The 21,164-nt window shown below is 74.2% G+C and carries 18 protein-coding genes; 11 read left to right on the top strand and 7 right to left on the bottom strand.

Going from position 1 to position 21,164, the window contains the following annotated elements; translation table 11 throughout:
• Positions 1-156: 156 nt before the first annotated feature.
• On the top strand, positions 157-654 hold the full coding sequence (locus ACFCV8_RS27485; protein WP_376688144.1) for an ASCH domain-containing protein: 498 nt from the start codon (positions 157-159) through the stop codon (positions 652-654).
• Positions 655-720: 66 nt separating this feature from the next.
• Here ACFCV8_RS27485 and ACFCV8_RS27480 read toward each other — a convergent pair whose 3' ends face one another.
• Positions 721-2,376, bottom strand: a complete 1,656-nt coding sequence (locus ACFCV8_RS27480) for an FAD-binding dehydrogenase (RefSeq protein ID WP_376688143.1) — start codon at positions 2,374-2,376, stop codon at positions 721-723.
• A 214-nt stretch (positions 2,377-2,590) separates the two neighbouring features.
• On the opposite strand from ACFCV8_RS27480, the gene ACFCV8_RS27475 reads away from it, so the two are divergent.
• The 6 genes from ACFCV8_RS27475 to ACFCV8_RS27450 all read left to right on the top strand — a co-directional run bounded on the left by ACFCV8_RS27475 (position 2,591) and on the right by ACFCV8_RS27450 (position 6,318).
• On the top strand, positions 2,591-3,484 hold the full coding sequence (locus ACFCV8_RS27475; protein WP_376688142.1) for a DMT family transporter: 894 nt from the start codon (positions 2,591-2,593) through the stop codon (positions 3,482-3,484).
• Between the two features lie 57 nt (positions 3,485-3,541).
• The gene (locus tag ACFCV8_RS27470) at positions 3,542-4,171 is read left to right on the top strand and encodes a TetR/AcrR family transcriptional regulator (protein WP_376688141.1); all 630 of its coding nucleotides are present in this window, start codon (positions 3,542-3,544) and stop codon (positions 4,169-4,171) included.
• A gap of 65 nt (positions 4,172-4,236) precedes the next feature.
• On the top strand, positions 4,237-5,010 hold the full coding sequence (locus ACFCV8_RS27465) for a glucose 1-dehydrogenase (protein ID WP_376688140.1): 774 nt from the start codon (positions 4,237-4,239) through the stop codon (positions 5,008-5,010).
• A gap of 34 nt (positions 5,011-5,044) precedes the next feature.
• A complete protein-coding gene (locus ACFCV8_RS27460) occupies positions 5,045-5,566 on the top strand; it encodes an NUDIX hydrolase (RefSeq protein WP_376688139.1) in 522 nt (173 codons plus the stop codon).
• Between the two features lie 48 nt (positions 5,567-5,614).
• On the top strand, positions 5,615-6,010 hold the full coding sequence (locus ACFCV8_RS27455) for a YidH family protein (protein WP_376688138.1): 396 nt from the start codon (positions 5,615-5,617) through the stop codon (positions 6,008-6,010).
• Entirely contained in the window at positions 6,007-6,318 is a 312-nt protein-coding gene (locus ACFCV8_RS27450; protein WP_376688137.1) for a DUF202 domain-containing protein, read from the top strand. The genes ACFCV8_RS27455 and ACFCV8_RS27450 overlap by 4 nt, the downstream gene beginning before the upstream one ends.
• A 306-nt stretch (positions 6,319-6,624) precedes the next feature.
• Here ACFCV8_RS27450 and ACFCV8_RS27445 read toward each other — a convergent pair whose 3' ends face one another.
• On the bottom strand, positions 6,625-7,914 hold the full coding sequence (locus ACFCV8_RS27445; RefSeq protein ID WP_376688136.1) for a glucarate dehydratase family protein: 1,290 nt from the start codon (positions 7,912-7,914) through the stop codon (positions 6,625-6,627).
• Positions 7,915-8,112: 198 nt separating this feature from the next.
• Here ACFCV8_RS27445 and ACFCV8_RS27440 point away from each other — a divergent pair, with 198 nt between their 5' ends.
• Complete coding sequence (locus tag ACFCV8_RS27440; protein ID WP_376688135.1) at positions 8,113-9,162, top strand: phosphotransferase family protein; 1,050 nt, start codon at positions 8,113-8,115, stop codon at positions 9,160-9,162.
• A gap of 3 nt (positions 9,163-9,165) precedes the next feature.
• Positions 9,166-10,380: an acyl-CoA dehydrogenase family protein gene (locus ACFCV8_RS27435; protein ID WP_376688134.1), complete on the top strand. Its 1,215-nt coding sequence runs from the start codon at positions 9,166-9,168 to the stop codon at positions 10,378-10,380.
• A 40-nt stretch (positions 10,381-10,420) separates the two neighbouring features.
• On the opposite strand, the gene ACFCV8_RS27430 is transcribed toward ACFCV8_RS27435, so the two are convergent.
• Together ACFCV8_RS27430 and ACFCV8_RS27425 are read right to left on the bottom strand one after the other, a co-directional pair.
• A complete protein-coding gene (locus ACFCV8_RS27430; protein WP_376688133.1) occupies positions 10,421-15,256 on the bottom strand; it encodes a HEAT repeat domain-containing protein in 4,836 nt (1,611 codons plus the stop codon).
• 258 nt (positions 15,257-15,514) lie between these two features.
• Positions 15,515-15,694, bottom strand: a complete 180-nt coding sequence (locus ACFCV8_RS27425) for a hypothetical protein (protein ID WP_376688132.1) — start codon at positions 15,692-15,694, stop codon at positions 15,515-15,517.
• Positions 15,695-15,769: 75 nt separating this feature from the next.
• Here ACFCV8_RS27425 and ACFCV8_RS27420 point away from each other — a divergent pair, with 75 nt between their 5' ends.
• Entirely contained in the window at positions 15,770-16,699 is a 930-nt protein-coding gene (locus ACFCV8_RS27420; RefSeq protein WP_376688131.1) for a LysR family transcriptional regulator, read from the top strand.
• Here the strand turns inward: ACFCV8_RS27420 and ACFCV8_RS27415 are convergent.
• The 3 genes from ACFCV8_RS27415 to ACFCV8_RS27405 are packed head-to-tail and all read right to left on the bottom strand — an operon-like array spanning position 16,638 to position 19,680.
• A complete protein-coding gene (locus tag ACFCV8_RS27415) occupies positions 16,638-17,231 on the bottom strand; it encodes a TetR/AcrR family transcriptional regulator (RefSeq protein WP_376688130.1) in 594 nt (197 codons plus the stop codon). The two genes, ACFCV8_RS27420 and ACFCV8_RS27415, sit on opposite strands and share 62 nt — an antisense overlap.
• Before the next feature lie 29 nt (positions 17,232-17,260).
• A complete protein-coding gene (locus ACFCV8_RS27410; protein ID WP_376688129.1) occupies positions 17,261-18,919 on the bottom strand; it encodes a class I adenylate-forming enzyme family protein in 1,659 nt (552 codons plus the stop codon).
• Positions 18,916-19,680: an SDR family oxidoreductase gene (locus ACFCV8_RS27405; RefSeq protein ID WP_376688128.1), complete on the bottom strand. Its 765-nt coding sequence runs from the start codon at positions 19,678-19,680 to the stop codon at positions 18,916-18,918. The genes ACFCV8_RS27410 and ACFCV8_RS27405 overlap by 4 nt, the downstream gene beginning before the upstream one ends.
• 184 nt (positions 19,681-19,864) lie before the next feature.
• Between ACFCV8_RS27405 and ACFCV8_RS27400 the strand changes: the two genes are divergently transcribed.
• Positions 19,865-21,124: an exo-beta-N-acetylmuramidase NamZ domain-containing protein gene (locus tag ACFCV8_RS27400; RefSeq protein ID WP_376688127.1), complete on the top strand. Its 1,260-nt coding sequence runs from the start codon at positions 19,865-19,867 to the stop codon at positions 21,122-21,124.
• Positions 21,125-21,164 lie beyond the last annotated feature (40 nt).

Below are 21,164 nucleotides of genomic sequence, written 5' to 3'. Positions count from 1 at the left end.
GGACGGGGTGTGCCGCAGCACGCGCACCCCCGCCCGGCGGACGCCGCCGTCACATCTCCCGACCTCCAACTGCCTGCCGTCCGGCCGCGGTTGACGAATCAGCGACATTTCACCCATTCCGCCGCCTGGGTCGAGAGCGCGTGCCAGACTTGGCCCATGGGAAATCACGAGCCTCTTGACGAAACCCTCAAGGCGTCCCTCGCGGACTCCACCGGGAAGTCCCTCAAGCCGTTCCTGCTCGCCTTCCCGGGGCCGGTGCGCGACCGGCTGGTCGAGGCGGTCCTCTCCGGCGCGAAGGTCTCCACGACCGGGCTGCTCGCGGAGTACGAGGCGGAGCAGGAGGAGCTGCCGCCGGTGGGCGAGCGCTCCGCGCTGATCGACTCGGACAACCGGGAGGCGGCGGTGGTGGAAGTGACGGAGGTGCGGGTGATGCGCCTGGGCGACGTCGATCTCCAGCACGTGGTCGACGAGGGCGAGGGCCACTCGTCGGTGGCCGAGTGGCGTGCGGCGCACGAGAGGTTCTGGTGCGGTGACGAGATGCGGGAGGCTCTCGGCGACCCGGGCTTCACGGTCGGCGACGACACCATGGTCGTCGCCGAACGCTTCCGTGTCGTCGAGCGGCTGGACACCGCCGCGGGGGCCGGACAGCAGTAGCCGCGCTCCGGCCGCCCCGGCCGGTCTTCTGGACCGTCGCCCCGGCCGGTCCCCTGCGGCGTCGCCTCAGCCGACCGCTTTCGCGGCCGCCCGGCCGGCCGCCCGCCCGGAGAAGATGCAGCCGCCGAGGAAGGTCCCCTCCAGCGAGCGGTAGCCGTGCACCCCGCCGCCGCCGAAGCCGGCCGCCTCGCCCGCCGCGTACACCCCGGGCAGCGGGGTGCCGTCCGCGGTCAGCACCCGGGAGGACAGGTCCGTCTCCAGCCCGCCGAGCGACTTGCGGGTCAGGATGTTCAGCCGTACGGCGATCAGCGGACCGGCCTCGGGGTCGAGGATGCGGTGCGGCGCGGCCGTGCGGATGAGCTTGTCACCGAGGTAGGCGCGGGCGCCGTGGATCGCGGTGATCTGGAGGTCCTTGGTGAAGCGGTTGGCGATCTCGCGGTCGCGGGCGACGATCTCGCGGCGCAGCTCGGCCTCGTCGATCAGCTCCTGGCCGGTCAGCTTGTTCATGCCCCGGACGAGCGCGGAGAGGTCCTTCTCGACGACGAAGTCCACACCGTTGTCCATGAACGCCTTCACCGGGGCCGGTACGTCGGCACGGGCCCGGCCGATCACGTCGCGGATCGACTTGCCGGTGAGGTCCGGGTTCTGTTCGGAGCCGGAGAGCGCGAACTCCTTGCCGATGATCTTCCGGTCGAGGACGAACCAGGTGTACTCGTGGCCGGACCTCATGATGTGTTCGAGGGTGCCGAGGGTGTCGAAGCCCGGGAAGAGCGGGACCGGGAGCCGCTTGCCACGGGCGTCCAGCCAGAGCGAGGACGGTCCGGGCAGGATGCGGATGGCGTGCTTGGCCCAGATCGGGTTCCAGTTCTCGATGCCCTCGGTGTAGTGCCACATCCGGTCGCGGTTGATGTGGTGGGCGCCCGCCTCCTCGGCGATGCCGAGCATGAGCCCGTCGACGTGGGCGGGGACGCCGGAGAGCAGTTTCGCGGGCGGGGTACCGAGCCGGGCGGGCCACTGCTCGCGCACCAGGTCGTGGTTGCCGCCGATGCCGCCGGAGGTGACGATCACCGCCTGGGCCCGCAGTTCGAAGGAGCCGGTCACCACCCGGCTGCTCGCGGTGCCCCGGGCCGCGGCGCTCGGCTCCAGCACCTCGCCGGTCACGGTGTCGACGGTGCCCGCGGTACGGCCGAGGCCGGTGACCCGGTGCCGGAACGCGAAGCGTACAAGCCCCTTGGCGACGCCCGCGCGGACCCGGCGCTCGAAGGGGGCGACGACGCCGGGGCCGGTGCCCCAGGTGATGTGGAAGCGGGGTACGGAGTTGCCGTGGCCGGTGGCGTCGTAGCCGCCGCGCTCGGCCCAGCCGACCACGGGGAAGAGCCGCAGCCCCTGGGCGCGCAGCCAGGAGCGCTTCTCACCGGCCGCGAAATCGACATAGGCCTCGGCCCACTTGCGCGGCCAGTGGTCCTCCTCGCGGTCGAAGCCCGCCGTGCCGAGCCAGTCCTGGAGCGCCAGTTCATGGCTGTCCCTGACCCGCATCCGGCGCTGTTCGGGCGAGTCGACCAGGAAGAGGCCGCCGAAGGACCAGTGCGCCTGGCCGCCGATCGACTGCTCGGGCTCCTGGTCGAGCAGGATCACCGAGCGCCCCGCCTCGGCCAGCTCGGCGGTGGCCACCAGACCGGCCAGCCCCGCCCCGATCACGATCACATCAGCGTCGTACGCCATGGGTTCCATCCTTGTCGGGGCGGTCCGGCCGGACCGGTCGGAGCCGGGTTGCGGAGCCGGGTTGCGGAGCCGGAAGTTACTGGTGCGTCAGATCCTCTGCACCCGCCGCCACGGCGTCAACCGCCCGGTCGGCCCCGTTCCGGCCGCACCCCGGGCACACCGGCGCTATCGTCGGTACACACCACCCATTTCCGGCCTTATTCGAGGTAGCGGCATGTCGGTGCTGGTCGTCGCGCTCGCCGTGAGTGCCGCCTGCTGCCTGGGGTTCGGCTTCGTCCTCCAGCAGGCCGCCGCCTCGCACGCCCCGCGGAGCGACTACCTCTCGCCCCGGCTGCTGCTCGACCTGATGCGGGTGCCGAGCTGGCTGGCCGGGGTCGGGCTGATGGTCTGCGGGATGGTCCTGGGCGCCCTGGCCCTGGGCAACGGCGAGGTCTCCGTCGTCGAACCGCTCCTGGCGACCAATCTGCTCTTCGCGATGGCCCTGTCCCGCCACCGCACCGGCCAGCGGCTCGGCCGCCAGGGCTGGGCCGGGCTCTGGCTGCTGGCCGGCGGGGTCGCCGCGTTCCTGCTGGCCGGGCGGCCCGAGGGCGGTGCGGCGGAGACCGGCGCGCTGCGGCACTGGCTGGTGATCGGGGTGGTGGTGGGCCTCGCGCTGCTGCTGACCGCCTTCGCCAAACGCTCCCGGATGTCGGCCTCCCCCGCGCTGCTCGCGGTGGCGGCCGGACTGCTGTACGGGCTGCAGGACGCGCTCACCCGGGTCAGCGGCCAGCTGATCTCCGAGGGCGGGTGGACCGCACTGGTCACGGCGTGGCAGCCGTACGCGGTGGCGGTGCTGGGGGTGACCGGGCTGCTGCTGGTGCAGAGCGCGTTCGAGACCGGCCCCCTGCGGGTCTCGCTGCCACCGCTGACCGCCGCCCAGCCGCTGGCCGGAATCGCCTGCGGGGTGGGCTTCCTCGGCGACCGGCTGCGCACCGACGCCGGGGCGCTGGCCTGGCAGGCCGTCGGACTGGCGGCGATCGTGGTCGGGATCGTGCTGCTCGGGCTGCATCCGGCGATGCCGGAGGGGCCGGTCGGCGGGCGCCGCGAGAAGAGCCTCCAGCCCAACTGAGCGGAACGGGCCACCCCTCCACTGGTTTTTAATAATGGCCAGTATTACAGTGCGGGTATGGCGCGAACTTCGGGTCCCGAAACCCGGGAGAAGCTGATCCGCGCGGCCGAGGAGATCTTCGCCGCACAGGGTCCGGACGGTGCGCAGCTGCGCGACATCGTCCGGCTCGCCGGACAGGGCAACCCCTCCGCCGTCCAGTACCACTTCGGCTCCCGGGCCGGGCTGCTGGACGCGGTGATGGCGGGCCGCCAGGCCCGTACCGAACAGGTGATGGCCCCCCTGCTGGCCGCGCTGGAAGAGGACTGCGGCGTACGGGAGCTGATCGGCGCGCTGGTGACGGCCGAGGCGAGCCTGCTCGCCGACGACCGCGGCTGCCGCTGTCTGCGGATCTCGGTCCGGCTCACCCATGAGACCGGGCTGCGGACCGGCACCCCGCATCCCGTCCTGGCCGACACCCACTACGGGCGGCTGATCGCCCTGCTCGGGGACCGTCTGGGCGACCTGCCCGCTCCGGTGCGCCTGGAGCGGCTGGACCTGGCACTCACCCTGATCGGCGCGGCGTTCGCCGACCGCGCCCGCCAGCGGCTCGACGGCATCGAGCCGCTGACCGGCGAGGCGTTCTTCCTCGCCGATCTCGTCGGGACCACCACCGCGTTCCTGCTCGCCCCGGTGCCGGGCACCGGCTGAGGCAACGCCCGGACAGCCCGGAACGCCGCGTCACGCACCATTTCTCACCGCACAGAGGAAACACCATGACTGACACGAGCAACCTCAGCGACAAGACCGTCATCATCACCGGCGGCGCCCGGGGCCTGGGTGCCGAGGCGGCGCGCCTCGCGGTGGCGGGCGGCGCCAACGTGGTGATCACCGACGTGCTCGACGAGGAGGGTGCCGCCACCGCCGCCGAGCTGGGGGCGAAGGCCCGCTTCGTCCACCACGACGTGACCTCCGAGGAGGACTGGCAGCGGGTCGCCGCCTTCGCCGTCGCCGAGTTCGGCCGGATCGACGGGCTGGTCAACAACGCCGGGGTGTCGACCGGCATGCCGCTGGAGACCGAGAGCGTCGAGCACTTCCGCAAGGTCATCGACATCAACCTGACGGCCGTCTTCATCGGCATGAAGACGGTGATCCCGGTGATGAAGGAGAACGGCGGCGGCTCGATCGTCAACATCTCCTCGGCGGCCGGTCTGATGGGCCTCGCCCTCACCTCCAGCTACGGCGCCTCGAAGTGGGGCGTGCGCGGGCTGACGAAGGTCGGCGCGGTGGAGCTGGGCACGGCCCGGATCCGGGTGAACTCGGTCCACCCCGGCATGACGTACACCCCGATGACCGCCTCCGTCGGCATCCAGCGGGGCGAGGGCAACTACCCGAACACCCCGATGGGCCGGGTCGGCGAGGCCCCGGAGATCGCCGCCGCGGTCACCTTCCTGCTCTCGGACGCCGCCTCGTACATCACCGGTGCCGAGCTGGCCGTGGACGGCGGCTGGACCACCGGTCCGACCGTCAAGTACGTCATGGGCCAGTGATCCCGCGGCGGTGTCCTGATGTTGGATGGGGAGCATGACTCCTTCTGACGAGATCCTGGACATCGTCGACGAGAACGACCAGGTCGTGGGGCGGGCCCCGCGCGGTGAGGCGACCGCGCGGGGCCTTCGCCATCGCTGCGTCTTCATCGAGGCCCGGGACGCGGCGGGGCGCCTCTTCGTCCACCGCAGGACCCCGGGGAAGCTGGTCTTCCCGTCCCACTACGACATGTTCGTCGGCGGAGTGGTCGGCGCCGGGGAGTCGTACGACGAGGCGGCGCTGCGGGAGGCCGAGGAGGAGCTGGGGGTGTCCGGGCTCCCCCGGCCCGAGCCGCTCTTCAAGTTCCTCTACGAGAGCGCCGAGCACTCCTGGTGGTCGTACGTCTACCAGGTGCGGTGCGAGCTGCCGGTCAGCCCGCAGCCGGAGGAGGTCGCCTGGCACACCTTCCTCACCGACGCCGAGCTGGAGACGCGGATCGACGACTGGCCGTGGGTGCCGGACGGGCTGGCGGCGTACCACCGGCTGCGCGCCCACCGGGCGGGCGGGGCGGTCTCCTGAGTCCGTCATCGATCACCGGGGTCCGGTAGTGGCGGATAGGGTCCGTTCGTGAACGAATTCGTACGGGGTCTGCGGCTGTGGTTCGCGCCGCAGCGCATCCGCGAGGAGGGCGAGACACCCGACTACCGGTTCTCGCTCGCCAACGAGCGCACCTTCCTCGCCTGGATCCGGACGGCCCTGGCGCTGATCGGCGGCGGTTTCGCGGTCGATCAGTTCCTGCCGGAACTGGCCTGGGGGGTGCGCGCGGGTCTGGCGCTCGCCCTGCTGGCGTCCGGGGTGCTGTGCGCGCTGCGGGCCGTCAACCACTGGGTGCGGTGCGAGCTGGCGATGCGGCGCGGGGAGGATCTTCCCGCTTCGCGGTTCCCGACGCTGCTCGGCCTGGCGGTCGCGGTGGTCGCGGTGGTGATGGTGGTGGTGGTCCTCTTCGGCTGGGAGGGCCGGTGAGCACGGCCGAGCGCGATCCGGGGCTGCAGCCCGAGCGGACCCGGCTGGCCTGGCGGCGTACGACGCTGTCCTGCACGGTGGTGCTGGCGCTGGCGGTGAAGCAGGCGCTGCACGCCGGGGCGGGGCCGGCCGCGGTGGTGGCGGTGGCACTGAGCGCCCTGGCCTGGCTCGGGGTGCTGACGGTGGCGCACGGGCGGGTGCTCGGGATGCGGGCCGCCCGGCCCCGGCCACTGGCGGTGCGCGGCGCGCTGGCCGTGACGGGATGCACGGTGGCGCTCGCGGTGTTCGCCGTGGCCATGCTGTTCTGAGCGGATGCTCCGGGCGGCTTCCGCGGGCCGCCGACACGGGCCGCCGATACGGGCCGCCGATACGGGCCACCGACACGGGCCACCGACACGGGCCACCGACACGGGCCGCCGACACGGGCCACCGACACGGGCCACCGACACGGGCCGCCGACACGGGCCGCCGACACGGGCCGCCGACACGGGCCGCCGACACGGGCCGCCGACACGGGCCGCCGATACGGGCCGCCGATACGGGCCGCCGATACGGGCCGCCGATACGGGTGCGGGGCCCGCGGGGCGGGCCGCCGCACCCCTCCGGGCGGGCGGTCACCAGCGCGGGATCGCCGGGGTCCGCCACTCCGGTTCGGCCTTGCGCATCGCCGCCGCGTCGTCACGCTCGCGCATCGTGCCGTCGTCGTCGAGCCAGCGCCGGTGCAGCGCGGCGAGCCGTTCGCGGTCGAGTTCGACGCCGAGCCCGGGGGCGTCGGAGACGGTGAGGCGGCCGTCCTCGAAGACGTGCCGGGTGGTGATGACGTCCTCGGTCTGCCAGGGGTAGTGGCTGTCGCAGGCGTAGTCGAGGTTGTCGACGGTGGCGGCGACATGGGTCATCGCGGCGAGGCTGATGCCGAGGTGGGTGTTGGAGTGCATGGAGAGGCCGACGCCGAAGGTGCGGCAGATCGCGGCCAGTTCCCGGGTCCGGTGCAGCCCGCCCCAGTAGTGGTGGTCGGAGAGGACGACCTGCACGGCGCCGCTCGCGAAGGCCCGCGGCACCTCGGCGAGGGTGGTCACGCACATGTTGGTGGCGAGCGGTACGTCGGTGCGCGCCGCGACCTCGGCCATCGGCCCCGTACCGGTCGCCGGGTCCTCCAGGTACTCGAGCACGCCCTTGAGCTGGTCGGCCACGTACAGCGAGGTCTCCACCGACCAGGCACCGTTGGGGTCCAGGCGCAGCGGCCGGCCGGGGAACTCCTCGGCCAGGGCGCGGATCGCGGCGATCTCCCGGTCGGGCTCGAAGACGCCGCCCTTGAGCTTGAAGGACGAGAAGCCGTACTCGCGGGCGAAGCGGCGGGCCTGGGCGACGATGCCGGCCGGGTCGAGGGCGGCGCCCCAGTCGTCCCGTTCGCCGCCCTCGGGGTGGGCGGCCCAGCGGTAGAAGAGGTAGGCGCTGTACTCGACCCGGTCGCGGACCTTCCCGCCGAGCAGGGCGTGCACCGGCAGGCCGAGGGACTTGCCCAGCGCGTCCAGGCAGGCGACCTCGAAACCGGAGACGACCGAGAGGCGGAGCTTGTCGGCGGTCTGGACGCCGCGCAGGCCGCCCGCCTCGACCCGGTCGTCGGCCGCGACCGAATCGCCGCACACCGTGTCTGCCAGAGCGAAGAGTCCGTTCAGATCGCTGACCGGACGGCCGCGGAGCGCGTCGGCGAGCGGCCGCGCGAGTTCGAGGTACTTCCCATCCCCGTACGTCTCGCCGATGCCGGTGACCCCACCACGGGTGACGACCTCCACGACGAGGCGCGGGGTGTAGGGCTGGTGCACGCCCTGGGTGTTGAGCAGGGGTGGGTCGGCTATCAGGATCGGGGTCAGCCGGACGTCGTCGATCAGCAATTCTGTATTCATACGTGAACTCTATTCAGGGATACGACTGAACACCAGACTCCGGGGGCCCGGGAAGCCTGCCCCGCCCCGCGGATCACGGCAGTCGGCCACGCGACCGGCCATACGCCCCGCCGCACGACCCGCCGCCTGACACTGGACGACATACCGACTGGTCGGCATGATGGTTTCCGACTTTCATTCCTCCCGGAGGTGCGCACGATGAGCCCAGTCCCCCCGCCAGGCCCCGACCTCGATGTCCCCCCGCCGGGTCTCGACCTCGACCGGCTGCGCGGGCATCTCGACCGGGAGCGGACGGGGCTGGTGAGCGGACCGCTGCGGGCCCGGCTGATCGAGGGCGGCCGCTCGAACCTCACGTACGTCGTCACGGACGGCACCGGCCGGTGGGTGGTCCGCAGGCCCCCGCTGGGCCACGTACTGGCCACCGCGCACGACATGCGGCGCGAGCACCGGGTGATCAGCGCCCTGCACCCGACGGGCGTGCCGGTGCCCGAGCCGGTGCTGCTCTGCGAGGACGATTCGGTGACCGGTTCGCCGTTCTACGTCATGGAGTACGTGGAGGGCACCCCGTACCGCACGGTCGAGCAGCTCGCCCCGCTGGGCCCGGAGCGCACCCGGGAAGCGGTCCTCGGGCTCGTCGACACGCTCGTCGCGCTGCACGCCGTGGACCCGCAGGCCGTCGGGCTCGGCGATTTCGGGCGCCCCGAGGGCTTCCTGGAGCGGCAGTTGCGCCGCTGGGGCAAGCAGCTGGACGCCTCGCGCAACCGCGAGCTGCCCGGCATCGACGCGCTGCACACCGGGCTCGGCCACGCGCTGCCGGCCTCGCCCGCGCCCACCGTCGTCCACGGCGACTACCGGCTGGACAACGTCCTGATCGGCGCCGACGACCGGATCAAGGCCGTCCTGGACTGGGAGATGTCCACGCTCGGCGACCCGCTGACCGACCTCGGCCTGCTGGTGATGTACAGCTCGGACCTCGGCCTGGCCGAGTCGCCGGTCTCCACCACCAGCGGCGCGCCGGGCCACCCCTCCCCCGCCGAGCTGATCGAGCGCTACGCCGCCCGCTCCGGCCGGGACACCTCCGCCCTCTCCTGGTACACCGCGTTCGCCTGGTTCAAGCTGGCCGTGATCCTGGAGGGCATCCACTACCGCTACACCCTGGGCCAGACCGTCGGCGCCGGTTTCGACCGGATCGGCGGCCTCGTCCCCGTCTTCATCGAGCACGGTCTCACCACCCTCCAGGAAGGCTGACCCATGGACTTCGCGTTCGACGCCCGCACCGAGGAGCTGCGTGCCCGGCTGCTCGCCTTCATGGACGAGCACGTGTACCCCGCCGAGAAGACCGCGGACGAGCAGCGGGCGCTGCTGGCCTCGCCCTGGGACACCCCGCCGGTGATGGAGGAGCTGAAGGCCGAGGCCCGGCGGCAGGGCCTGTGGAACCTCTTCCTCCCCGACCCGGCGTACGGGGCCGGGCTGACCAATCTCCAGTACGCCCCGCTCGCCGAGATCACCGGCCGCTCCCCGCAGTTGGCACCGACGGCGCTGAACTGCGGCGCCCCGGACACCGGGAACATGGAGGTGCTCCACCAGTTCGGCAGCGACGAGCAGAGGAAGCGGTGGCTGGAGCCGCTGCTCGCCGGGGAGATCCGCTCGGCCTTCGCGATGACGGAGCCCGAGGTGGCCTCCTCGGACGCGACGAACATCGAGACGCGGATCGCGCGCGAGGGCGACGACTACGTCATCAACGGGCGCAAGTGGTACATCTCCGGTGCCATGAACCCGGACTGCGCGATCTTCATCGTGATGGGCAAGACCGACCCCGAGGGCGCGGACATCCGCCGCCAGCAGTCGATGGTCCTGGTCCCGCGCGACACCCCCGGCGTCGAGGTCCGCCGCGCCATGCGGGTGTACGGGTACGAGGACCACTACCACGGCGGTCACGCCGAGGTGGTCTTCACCGATGTGCGGGTGCCCGCCACCAACCTGATCGGTGAGGAGGGCGGCGGCTTCGCCATCGCCCAGGCGCGGCTGGGGCCCGGGCGCATCCACCACTGCATGCGGCTGATCGGCATGGCGGAGCGGGCCATCGAGCTGATGTGCCGCCGGGCCGTGTCCCGTACCGCCTTCGGGAAGCCGCTCGCCCAGCAGGGCGTCGTGCAGAACTGGATCGCGGACGCCCGGGTCACGGTGGAGCAGCTGCGGCTGCTGGTGCTGAAGACCGCGTGGCTGATGGACACGGTGGGCAACCGGGGCGCGCACACCGAGATCCAGGCCATCAAGATCGCCACCCCGCGCGCCGTGGCCTCCGTCCTCGACCAGGCGGTGCAGCTGTACGGGGCGGGCGGCGTCGGCCAGGACTTCCCGCTGGCCGAGCTGTGGGCGGCGGCCCGGACGCTGCGGCTGGCGGACGGCCCGGACGAGGTGCACCAGCGGTCGCTGGCCCGGCGCGAGATCAAGCGCTACCTGTAGCGGTACGTGCGACCGGCGGTCGCACGGGCGGTTCGGGGGCTCAGTCCTCGCCCGCCCTGATCCGGTCCAGTACGCCGGTGTAGCGGGCGCGCCGGTCGGGGCGGGCGTGGGCGGCGGCGTTGCGCAGGGCGGGGACCGCCGCCGCGCCGAGCCCGGCCAGTCCCTCGGCCGCCGCCTCCCGCACGGCGGGGTGCGGGTGTGCGAGCAGCCCGGTCACGGCGGGGATCGCGGGCGCCCAGGCCGCCCGGCAGAGCGTGCGGACCGCCATGCGCACCACGTCCGGGCTGGGGTCGTCCAGCAGGGTCCGGGTGTGGCCGAGGTGGGTCGGCCGGTCGAGCATCGCCCGTGAGGTGCGGTGGGCGCGCAGGCGGACCCGGGCTCGGGGGTGGGTGAGCAGACCTCCCAGCAGCTCGAGCAGGCGCGGGTCGTCGTCCGGTTCGGGGCCGGGGTGCGCCTCGGTGAGCGCGGTGAGCGCCCGGCAGATCTGTTCCGGTGTGCCGGTGGCGGCCAGTTCCAGGAGGCCGTGCCGGGGCGGGTGGGCGGCGTCGCCCGTGGCGGGCGGGGGTTCCCGGCGTTCCCTGAGCGATGCCAGGGTCGCCGCGTCGCGCCGTGCGGCGTCCGGGCCGCGCAGGGGGCCCTCGACGAGCAGCATCCGGTCCGCCAGGTCGCCGTTCCCCTCCTCGCGCAGCCGTCGGCGGGCCCGGTCCAGGGCCTCGGTGCGCAGCAGCGGACGCCCGGTGAGCAGGTCCGGGCAGCCCGGGGAATCCGTGCCGGGGCGGTCGGTGAGGTGCGCGGCGAGGGTGTCGGCCGGGCAGGCGTGCAGGGCCTCGCGGAGCGCCCGGGCCACGGCAGGCGGCGCTTCCTGCCACCACTCCAGCAGCAGCGGCACCAGCCGTTCCAGCGCCCAGGGGTCGAGCCGGGCGGCCGTGCGCGCCACCCGTTCGCGCCGGATGTCCTCGCCGCGCAGTTCGGCCGCGTCCAGCAGCGTCAGTGCGTGGGCCAGGCCCGGGTCCACGGGCAGGTCGACCCGGCCGCGCAGATACGCGCGCAGCACCGGCAGCCGGTGCTCCGGTTCGGGCCAGCGGGCCAGGGCCCGGGCGGCGGTGCCGCGGCGGTCCCCGTCGGGTGCGTCCAGCAGGGTGAGCAGCCGCTCCCGCAGGGCCGCCGAGCGGGGCTGGTCGAGGTCGTCCTCGCGTACCCGGCGCGGTGGCGGTGACGGGGTACGGGCGGTCTCGGCGAGGGTCCAGGGCGGTGCGTCGAGCGGCTGAAGATGTGTCATCCAGTCGACGAGAGCGGCGCGGACCTCGTCGCCCGCGCCCTGGTGCGCCTCGATGAGCCCGGCCAGCCGGTCCCGCGAGGGGACGGCGCCGTCGTCCCGGTTCCGGAACCGGGCCAGGTCGTCCGGGGTGCGGACCGCCGCGTCCAGCGCTTCGAGCCAGGCCCGGGTCCCGGCGGGGAGCTGTTCGTCGCTCCGGGGTACGGCGAAGGCGGCCCGGAGCACGGTGGTGGCGGCCCGCCAGGGGTCGGCGCCGAGCCGGGCGGCGGCGAGGTCCCGGTCGAGGTCGGCCCGGACCGGGACCGCGCCGAGCCCGCGCAGCAGCGGCAGCGTGGAGCGGGCGGGGACGGCCGGGGCCGGCCGCAGGGCCCGTACGGCGGCGGTGGCGGCCGTACGGGCGGGGGCCGTCAGCATCGGCGCGGCGTCTTCGAGTACGGCGATCAGGTCGTGCCGGTCCCGGTCGCGGGCGTCGGCCAGCGCGTCCAGGAGGACCGGGGCGGACCGGGCGTACGCCCCGAGTTCCGCCGTGTCTCGGGGCCCGGGGCAGATCCGCAGCGCGTACCGCACCACCGCGTCGCGCACTGCCGCGTTCCCGCGCACCGGGCGGGACCCGGCGAGCCGGAGCCAGTCGGCGAGCATCGGCCGCAGCGCCCGGGCCCGGCCGGGGTCGGGTTCCTCGTCCCGCCCGGCCAGCCGCAGCGCGACGGCCGCGTCCCAGCCGTCGGCGAGCAGGGCGTCGATGTCCCGGTCCGCCGCTCCGGGCACGGGCTGCGGCGGTTTGTCGGCCGGTGCGGTGATGCCGTACCGGGCCAGGGGGGCGGCGAGGTCGTCCAGGGTGCCGGTGGCCGGGCGGACGCGGCCGGAGGCCAGCAGGGCGAGCAGTGGGGCCGCCACCGGTGACTCCTGTTCGGCCAGGGCACGGACCGCGCGGGTGCCGAGGGCGCCGTTCAGGCCGAGGAGGAGCCGTTCGCGGACGGTGTGGTCCCGGCTGTGCTCGGCGGCGGCCAGCAGGGTGGCCGCGCAGGCGTCGCCGAGTGCGGTGCCCAGGGCGGCGACGAGGGTGTCGCGCAGGGCGGGGTTGTGCTCGCGGCCGAGCCGGTCGAGGAGCCCGGGGACCGCCGCCGGTCCGCCCGTGCGGACCAGTGCCGCGGCCGCCGTCTTGCGGATGTTCGTGTTCGGGTGGTCCAGGCGGGCGGCGATCGCGGCGCCCGCCCAGTGGGCCCGGACGTGCCCCAGGGCGAGCAGGGCCTGCCGTACGGTCTGGATGTCCCGGGCGCGGGTCAGCGCGGTCAGGGTCGCCGAGAGGGCCTGGGCGTCCTCGCCCGTGGCGTCGCGGGCGACGAGGGCGACGGCGTGCTTGCGGACATGCCGGTCCCGGTGGCGCAGCAGCCGGTGGACCCGGGCGCGGGTGCCCGCCCAGGGGGCCCTGAGCAGCAGTTCCAGCAGGATCACCCGCTCGTGGTCGACGATTGCGGGGCGGTCCAGCAGGTCCAGGGCGAGGCTCGCGACGACGGCGTGCCCGGCCTCTTCGGCGTTCTTGGTGCCGAGCAGGCAGACCGGTCTGATCGCGCCGCGTGCGTGGAGCCTGCGGCCGAGACCTTGCACGGCGTTCAGGACCTCCTGGGGCACCACGGGTTCCCCGGCCGGCCGGCCGTGTTCGCCGGTCCGGTCGGGAGCGCCCGGCTCCCGCGCGGCCGCCAGCTCCGAGACGACGCGCAGCAGCAGGTCGGCGAGGGCCGGGAGGGTGTCCGCGTCGCCGTGGGCCGCCAGCCGGCACAGGGCCTCGACCGGCCGGTCCGGGTCGAGGTGGGAGTGGAGCAGGGCCAGTTCCCGCGCGTCCGGGCGGCCCAGGTCGGCCGCGACGCGGGGCGGCAGATCGACGGGGTCGAGCCGGGCGAGCAGGGCGCGGCGGCGCTCCGGGTCGCGGTTCAGCTGCCAGAGCAGTTCGAGGGCCCGGTGGCGAACGGGGCGCAGGTGGGGCGCCATCGGGCCGGTGGCGGGTCCGGGCCGGTGGTTCGGGGCCGAGCCTCGGCCCGGGTCGGGTTCCTGGTTCGGGTCGGGTTCCTGGTTCGAGCCCTGGTTCAGGCCCGGTCCCTGGTTCGGACCCGGTCCTTGGTTCGGGACAGGCCGCTCCTCCGGGCCCTGTTCTTCGCCCTGGCCAGGTTCCTCCTTCAGGGCGAGTCCGTCACTCGGAGCCGGTCCCTCGCTCGGGGCCGGTCCCTCGTACAGGCCCAGTCCCTCGCTCAGGACCTGGACCGTCCGGTCGCCGCCGATCGCCTCCAGCGTCTCCAGGGCCGCGTCCGGTGCCGAGGGCAGCAGGGCGAGCACGGCCTCCTCGGCGTCCGTGTGGCGCAGGACGCGGATCGCGTCGAGGAACGGCCCGGGTACGGGGGCGGTGGGCAGCAGCCGGGTGACGGCGGCCCCGGCCGGGAGGTCTCCGGTGCCCTGGGCGGCGAGGGCGGTCAGCAGGGCGAGCCGGCGCGGCCAGCCCGGGTCCGTGGCGGGGGCGTCGGTGAGGACCCGGAGCGCGTCCTGGCGGGCGGTGAACAGGACCGTCGCCACGTCCCGGGGCGCGATCGAGTGGTCGGCGAGGGCCAGGCCGACGACGGCGGGGACGTCCGGGCCCGCCGGGAAGTGCCCGCGCCGGTGGAGGCCGCGCAGGCAGATCACGGCCGGGGCGCCGAGCAGCAGCGGGTCGCTCGCGGCAAGGGCGGTCAGTTCACCGATGTCCGCCCGCTCCGCGAGATCGCCGAGGAGCTCCATCGCGCGCCGCCGTATCGCGGGCGGCAGTGCCGGGTCCCCGACGGCCCGGCGCAGCAGGTCCCGGTGGCCGTGGCGGGCGGCGGCCGCGAGGGCGGCACCGGCCACGGGCTCGTGCGCGGGGACGGTGCGGAGGAACGGTGCCAGTCGGCCCGGCGGCAACGGGTCGAGAGCCGCCCACGGTTCGGCCAGCTCGCCCAGGGCCGCCACGACGGCCCCGGTGCTGTCGGCGCCGTCGGCCGCCAGCAGCCCGGCCAGGATCGCCCGGACCGGGGCGGGGGCCAGCAGCCCGGTGTGCAGCCCCTGCCGGGCCAGCCGGACCGCCTCGGTGCGCAGCACCGGATCACCGCTGCCCGCCAGCTCCGCCACCAGCCGGACCGGGCGGCGGGCGGCGGTGATGTCCGCGCTCCGCACCGCCTGGTACAGCGGCTCGCCCGGAGGTTCCTCGCGCAGCAGCGCCGCCGGGTCGTGCAGCAGATCGGCGCGCAGCCAGGCGGTCCGTACCGAGGCGGGCAGCGTGCCGGCGGTGCGCCATGGCGGCCGGGGGCGGTCCGTCAGGGCCTGGCCGAACCGTTCGTCGTACCCGGCCCTTTCGTGGAGCCCGGCCAGCAGCAGGTCCGCCTCCGGTGGTCCGGTGAGCTTCGTGGGCAGCAGCGCGGCGAGCTCCCTGGCCTCCGTGTCGTCGCGCGGCGGGGAGGCGGTGAGGCGTTCGGTGAGCAGGGCGAGACCCAGGTGGCGTGTGGCGGGGTCGTCGTGGCGGATCAGCCGCCCCAGCTCCCGGGGGGCGGGGCCCGTCCGGGCCGTGGTGGTGTGGTGCTCTTCGCCGGCCGGGGTCCGCATCATCGGATGCTAACCGGGCGGGCACCGGCCCGGCCAACCGTTTCAGCCCGCCCGACGGCTCCGGTCCGGTCGGCGGTTCCGGTCCGGCCGGCGGTTCCGAACCGGCCGACGCATCCGGTCCACCTGGCGGTTGCTGCGGTCCGGCCAATGGCTCCGAACCGACCGGCCGCTCCGACCCGACCGCCGGCTCCGGCCCGGCCGTTGCTTCCCGCCCGCCCGGCCGGCGGCCTCGGTCCCGCCCCTTGGCCTCCCGCGTGCTCAGTAGCCGCCGGAGCCCACGTGGTCCGTCAGCGCGAGCTCGCGGGCGAAGGCGCGTACCCGCAGCAGGCAGCGCGCGAGCACCCGGACGGACACCGGCCGGTGCGGACCGTGGGCCACCGTCCACAGCACGGGAACATGTACGGGCCGCTGCTGCGCGGACCGCTGGATCTGCGTCATGGAACCAGCTTCGGGCCCACTCCCGCCATCGGTCCAACAGATGATTCAGCTGGCTCCCATCGCTATCGTGGATGGATGGAGCTTCGTCAACTGCGCCATTTCGTGGCGGTGGTCACGCACGGCAGTTTCACCGCCGCCGCCCGTGCCGAGCTGATCGCGCAGTCCGCGCTGAGCACCTCCGTACGCAATCTGGAGCGGGAGCTGGGGGCCGGGCTGTTCGACCGGACCGGCCGTCGGGTGGTGCTGACCGAGGCGGGCCGGGCCCTGCTGCCGTCGGCCCGGTCGGTGCTGGCCGGTACGCAGGAGGCACGGGACGCGGTGGCGGCCGTGGCGGGGCTGGTGGCCGGCCGGGTCAGGGTCGGCACGATCCAGACGCTGACCTGCGTGGACCTGGCGGCCGAGCTGGCCGCGTACCACCGCGCGTGGCCGGGGGTGCAGATCTCGCTGCGCGAGGCGACGACGCCGGAGCTGGTGGCCGGACTGCGCGCCGGTGAACTGGACCTGGCCTTCCTCGCGCCGGACGCGGCCGAACTCCCCGAGGGCATCGCCGACTTCGCGACCTGGCACGAGGACCTGGTGCTGATCACCGCGCCGGGCCACCGGCTGGCGGGCGCGGGGCGCACCCTGATCAAGGACCTCGCCGACGAGCCGTTCGTGGACTTCCGGGCGGGCACCGGCCTGGAGACCGCGGTGCGCAGGCTGGCCGCGCACTGCGGTCTGGAACGCCGGATCACCTGCGACGTCACCCAGATCCGGCTGCTCGTCGATCTCGTACGGGCCGGGATCGGCGTGGCGATCGTGCCCCGGCGGATCGGTACGGAGGCGGGGCTGCCGTGCGTGAGCATCCGTCAGCCGGAGCCCGGCCGGACGGTGGTCCTCGCCGGCCGGGCGCCCCGGCCGCGCAATCCGGCGGCGGAAGCGTTCCTCGACCGGCTGACGGCCGTTACGGGCGCAGGGCCCTCAGCAGCAGATCGGCCAGGTGGTCGGCGACCTCCTGCTGGCTGAGCGGGCCGTCCGGCCGGTACCAGGTGGACAGGTGGTGGACCGAGCCGAAGTGGTAGTCGACGATCAGGTCGGCCGGGGTCGCGGTGGAGAACACCCCGCTGCGCTGGCCCTCCTCCACCAGGGCCCGGAAGCGCTCGTGGTAGCGGCGGCGCTCAGCACGGACCTGCTTGTTCTTCTCCGGGCTGAGGTGGTGCATGGAGCGGAAGAAGATCGAGGCGTCGTCGAGGTTCTCGATGGTGGTGACCACCACGTCGGCCGCGGCGTCGCGCAGCCGCTGCTCGACGGGGGCGTCCGCGCCCGCGAAGGCGTCGAGGCGCTCCTGCTGGAGGCGGAGCACCCGGGCGTACACCTCCTGGAGGAGGTCCTCCTTGGAGCCGAAGTAGTGGTAGAGCGCTCCCTTGGTGACGCCCGCCGCCTCGACGATGTCCTGGACCGAGGTGCGGTCGTAGCCCCGCTCGGCGAAGAGCCGGGTGGCGGCGGCCAGCAGTCGCTGGGGGACGGGGGCCTGCTCCTCGTCCGTCGCCTCGGCCATTGCCGCCACCTGCCTTCCACGTGAATCGGTCATCGAGGGGAACGCAGTTCCCTCCGGAGGATCTTCCCACTCGCCGTCTTCGGCAGGTCCGCCAGGATCCGGACCTCGCGGGGGTACTTGTACGCCGCGAGCCGCTCGGCGCAGTACGCCGCCAGCTCCTCGGGGCCGACCGAGGCGCCGGGCCTCAGGCTGACGCAGGCCCGGACGGTCTCGCCGCGGTAGGCGTCGGGCACGCCGACGACGGCCGCCTCCCGGACCGCCGGGTGGGTGTAGAGGACGTCCTCCACCTCGCGGGGCCAGACCTTGAAACCGGAGGCGTTGATCACGTCCTTCTTGCGGTCGACGACGTAGAGCCAGCCCGCCTCGTCCATGAAGCCGATGTCGCCGGTGCGCAGCTCGCCGTCCGGGAAGGCGGCTGCGGTGGCCTCCGGCAGCCGCCAGTAGCCGGGGACCACCTGCGGGCCGCGGACGGCGATCTCGCCGTGCGTGCCGAAGGGGACCTCCGCGCCGTTCTCGTCGAGGATCCTGACCACCGTGTCCGGGCCGGGGACGCCGACCGACAGCGTCCCGGAGGCCGGGTCCACGGGGGCCTCGCGCTCCGGCGGGACGGAGGCGCAGGGGGCGGTGCACTCGGTGAGGCCGTAGCCGTTGTGGAGGTACGGGCCGAAGTCCGTACGGAACTTCTCGACCAGCGCGGGCGGCACCGGTGCGCCGCCCGAGGAGATGATCCGGAAGGAGGCGAAGTGCCCGGGAGTGGCGCCGGGGTGGACGGCCAGCGCCATGAAGGCGGTGGACGGGCCCACGGTGTACGCGGGGCGGTGCTCGGTGAAGGCGTCGAGGACGACACCCGGGTGGAAGCGGTACGCGAGGACGAGGGTGCCCGCGTTGGCGAGGCAGGCGGCGAGCTGGCAGACCACGCCGGTGATGTGGAAGAGCGGGGCGAGCGCGAAGTAGGCGGAGCCTTCGGGGACCGGGTGCCCGGTCCGCTGGCGCTCGGCGTTGACCATGATGTTGCGGTGGGAGTTCATGGCGCCCTTGGGGGTGCCGCTGGTCCCGGAGGTGTAGCTGATCAGCGCCACGTCGCCGGCGGCGGGTACGCGCCCCGCGGGGGCTGCTGCGCCCCGGCGGGCGACGGCGACCAGGTCCTCGGTGTCCTGCGGCACCGGCAGCCGCTCGAAGCCCAGGACGCGTTCGTCGTCGCGGGTCTGGAGGTCGCGCTCGCTGGTGGTGAGGACGATCCGTACGGACGGGGCGGCGGCCGCGGTCTCCCGCAGGTACGCCTCCCAGGCCCGGTCCGCGCAGATCACCGCCGTGACGCCGGCGTCCTTCAGGACGTGCCCGGTCTCGGCCGACTTGTACATCGGGTTGAGCGGGACGACCACCGCGCCGGCCTTCCAGGCGCCGAGCAGCGCGAGGACGAACTGCGGGCTGTTCTGGAGCACGACCGCGACCCGGTCGCCGGGCTCCAGCCCCTTCGCGGCGAGGTGACCGGACACCGCGTCGGAAAGGGCGTCGGTCTCGCGGTAGTTCAGGCGGCCGTCGAAGTAGGCGAGGGCGGGGCGCCCGGGGGCGCGTGCGGCGGACTCGCGGAAGGCGTGGACCAGGGTCGGGGCGGGGTGCACGGGGGCCCGCTGGGCCTCGCTGAGCAGGGTGAGCCAGGGCTGGGCGGCGTAGATCGACCCGGTCACGCGCCGGTCCCCTCCCACTTCCGCTGGAGATGGTTCATGCTGTCGAGCCAGTGGTCGGTGTCCTTGGCGCGGGCCCGGTAGTAGCCGGCGACCTCGGGGTGCGGCAGGACCAGGAAGCGGTCCTCGGCCATCGCGTCGAGGAGTGCGTCGGCGACCGCCTCCGGCTCGATGGCACTGGGCGCGAGGACCAGTTCCCCGGCCGATCCGGCGGCGGTGAGCATGTCCGTGCGCACGCCCTGCGGGCAGATCGCGTGCACCTTGACGCCGCGGTGGCGGTAGGTGAGCGAGAGCCATTCGGCGAAGGCGACGGCCCCGTGCTTGGTGACGCTGTACGGGGCGGCGCCGATCATCGTCAGCAGCCCGGCGGCGGAGGCGGTCGTGACGAAGCGGCCGCCGCCGCGCTCCAGCCAGTCGGGCAGCAGCGCCCTGGCTGCGCGGACATGGGCCATCACGTTGACGTCCCACGCCGCGGCCCAGACGTCCTCCTCGGCGAAGGCGTCGCCGGGCGAGGCGAGTCCGGCGTTGGCGCAGTAGATGTCGATGGTGCCGTCCAGCGCGTCCCGTGCCGCGTCCACGATCCCGGAGGCGTCACCGGCGACGGTGGTGGCACCGATCTCCCCGGCCAGCGCCTCGATCCGCGCCGCGTCGAGGTCGTTGACCACGACCCGCGCGCCCTCCGCGGCGAACCGGCGGGCCAGCGCGGCCCCGATTCCGCCTCCGGCCCCGGTGACCACCACGCCCGCGCCCTTGACCACACTCATCGGTTCCGCCTCTCTCAGCCGACTCCACCGGCAGACTAACCAGTCGGTATGCCGGAGTGGAAGGGACCGGGACCAGGTGGCGGACACTCCTGTCGCACCGGTCCCGTCCGGCTCGTTCCGTATGGCCGGAACCCGCGCTAGCGTGCGTGACCATGACATGCGTCGCGATCATGGAGGTAGCCGAATGAGCCTGTCCAGACGTGGTTTGCTGGCCGCCGGCGGTGCGGTGGGGGCCCTCGCGGCGACGGCCGCCGGGGCCGGGACGGCGACCGCCTCCCCCGCACCGGGCAAGGGGCGCAAGGTCCGCACCGGCTTCGACCGGCTGGCGGCGGACGGCTACGCGCTGCTGAAGGGCCAGAAGGTCGGGATCGTCACCAACCCGACCGGGATCACCTCCGACGTGCGCCACATCGTCGATGTGATGCACCCGGACGACCGGGTGGATCTGACCGCCGTCTTCGGTCCGGAGCACGGCTTCCGCGGCACCGCGCAGGCGGGCGGCTCGGAGGGGCGGTACGACGACCCGGCGACCGGACTCCCGGTGTACGACACGTACCTGAAGAGCGGGCAGCCGCTCGCCGATGTCTTCACGGCCTCCGGCGTCGACACCGTCGTCTTCGACATCCAGGACGCGGGCGCCCGCTTCTACACGTACATCTGGACGCTCTACGACTGCATGGAGGCCGCGGCCCTGGCGGGCAAGCGGTTCGTCGTGCTGGACCGGCCGAACCCGGTGACCGGGCGGGCGGCGCTGGGCCCCGTGCTCGACCCGGCCTTCGGCACCTTCGTGGGCCGCCGGGAGATCGCGCAGGCGCACGGCATGACCGTCGCCGAGTTGGCGCTGCTCTTCAACGCGCGCTTCCTGGCCGAGCGGCCGGTGGACCTGCGCGTCGTGAAGATGTCCGGCTGGAAGCGCACGGACTTCTTCGACACGACCGGGCTGCCGTGGGTGCCGCCGAGCCCCAACATGCCGACCGCGGACACCGCGCTGGTCTACTCCGGCACCTGCCTGTTCGAGGGCACCAACCTCTCCGAGGGGCGCGGCACCACCCGCCCGTTCGAGCTGCTGGGCGCGGAGGGCATCGACCACCGCTGGGCGGACGCGGCGAACGCGCTCGGCCTGCCCGGGGTGGCGTTCCGCGAGGCGTACTTCGCGCCGACCTTCTCCAAGTTCCAGGGGAAGACGGTCGGCGGGGTGCAGCTGCACGTCCAAGACCGCGAGGTCTTCGACCCGGTGCGCACCGGCATCGGGCTGCTGGTGACGGCGAAGCGGACCTGGGACGGCTTCGCCTGGCGCCCGGACAACTGGATCGACAAGCTGACCGGCAACACCCGGGTCCGCACCATGATCGACGCGGGCGCGGACACCGACGAGGTGGTGGGGGCGTGGTCCGCCGACCTCGCCGCGTTCCGGGCGGTGCGCGAGCGGTACCTCCAGTACTGACGGAGGGAGGGCTTCCGGGCGGGCCCGCGCAACGCGGCCC

It is taken from the genome of Streptomyces sp. NPDC056347 (genome assembly GCF_042262625.1).
GTDB lineage: Bacteria > Actinomycetota > Actinomycetes > Streptomycetales > Streptomycetaceae > Streptomyces.
This window is presented reverse-complemented; position numbering and strand designations above follow the sequence as displayed.

What these genes read in the sequence shown, in the direction of transcription:
- ACFCV8_RS27485 (WP_376688144.1), top strand. Translation starts at nt 157, where the DNA reads ATGGGAAATCACGAGCCTCTTGACGAAACCCTCAAGGCGTCCCTCGCG.
- ACFCV8_RS27480 (WP_376688143.1), bottom strand. Translation starts at nt 2,376, where the DNA reads ATGGCGTACGACGCTGATGTGATCGTGATCGGGGCGGGGCTGGCCGGT.
- ACFCV8_RS27475 (WP_376688142.1), top strand. Translation starts at nt 2,591, where the DNA reads ATGTCGGTGCTGGTCGTCGCGCTCGCCGTGAGTGCCGCCTGCTGCCTG.
- ACFCV8_RS27470 (WP_376688141.1), top strand. Translation starts at nt 3,542, where the DNA reads ATGGCGCGAACTTCGGGTCCCGAAACCCGGGAGAAGCTGATCCGCGCG.
- ACFCV8_RS27465 (WP_376688140.1), top strand. Translation starts at nt 4,237, where the DNA reads ATGACTGACACGAGCAACCTCAGCGACAAGACCGTCATCATCACCGGC.
- ACFCV8_RS27460 (WP_376688139.1), top strand. Translation starts at nt 5,045, where the DNA reads ATGACTCCTTCTGACGAGATCCTGGACATCGTCGACGAGAACGACCAG.
- ACFCV8_RS27445 (WP_376688136.1), bottom strand. Translation starts at nt 7,914, where the DNA reads ATGAATACAGAATTGCTGATCGACGACGTCCGGCTGACCCCGATCCTG.
- ACFCV8_RS27440 (WP_376688135.1), top strand. Translation starts at nt 8,113, where the DNA reads ATGAGCCCAGTCCCCCCGCCAGGCCCCGACCTCGATGTCCCCCCGCCG.
- ACFCV8_RS27435 (WP_376688134.1), top strand. Translation starts at nt 9,166, where the DNA reads ATGGACTTCGCGTTCGACGCCCGCACCGAGGAGCTGCGTGCCCGGCTG.
- ACFCV8_RS27430 (WP_376688133.1), bottom strand. Translation starts at nt 15,256, where the DNA reads ATGCGGACCCCGGCCGGCGAAGAGCACCACACCACCACGGCCCGGACG.
- ACFCV8_RS27425 (WP_376688132.1), bottom strand. Translation starts at nt 15,694, where the DNA reads ATGACGCAGATCCAGCGGTCCGCGCAGCAGCGGCCCGTACATGTTCCC.
- ACFCV8_RS27420 (WP_376688131.1), top strand. Translation starts at nt 15,770, where the DNA reads ATGGAGCTTCGTCAACTGCGCCATTTCGTGGCGGTGGTCACGCACGGC.
- ACFCV8_RS27415 (WP_376688130.1), bottom strand. Translation starts at nt 17,231, where the DNA reads ATGGCCGAGGCGACGGACGAGGAGCAGGCCCCCGTCCCCCAGCGACTG.
- ACFCV8_RS27405 (WP_376688128.1), bottom strand. Translation starts at nt 19,680, where the DNA reads ATGAGTGTGGTCAAGGGCGCGGGCGTGGTGGTCACCGGGGCCGGAGGC.
- ACFCV8_RS27400 (WP_376688127.1), top strand. Translation starts at nt 19,865, where the DNA reads ATGAGCCTGTCCAGACGTGGTTTGCTGGCCGCCGGCGGTGCGGTGGGG.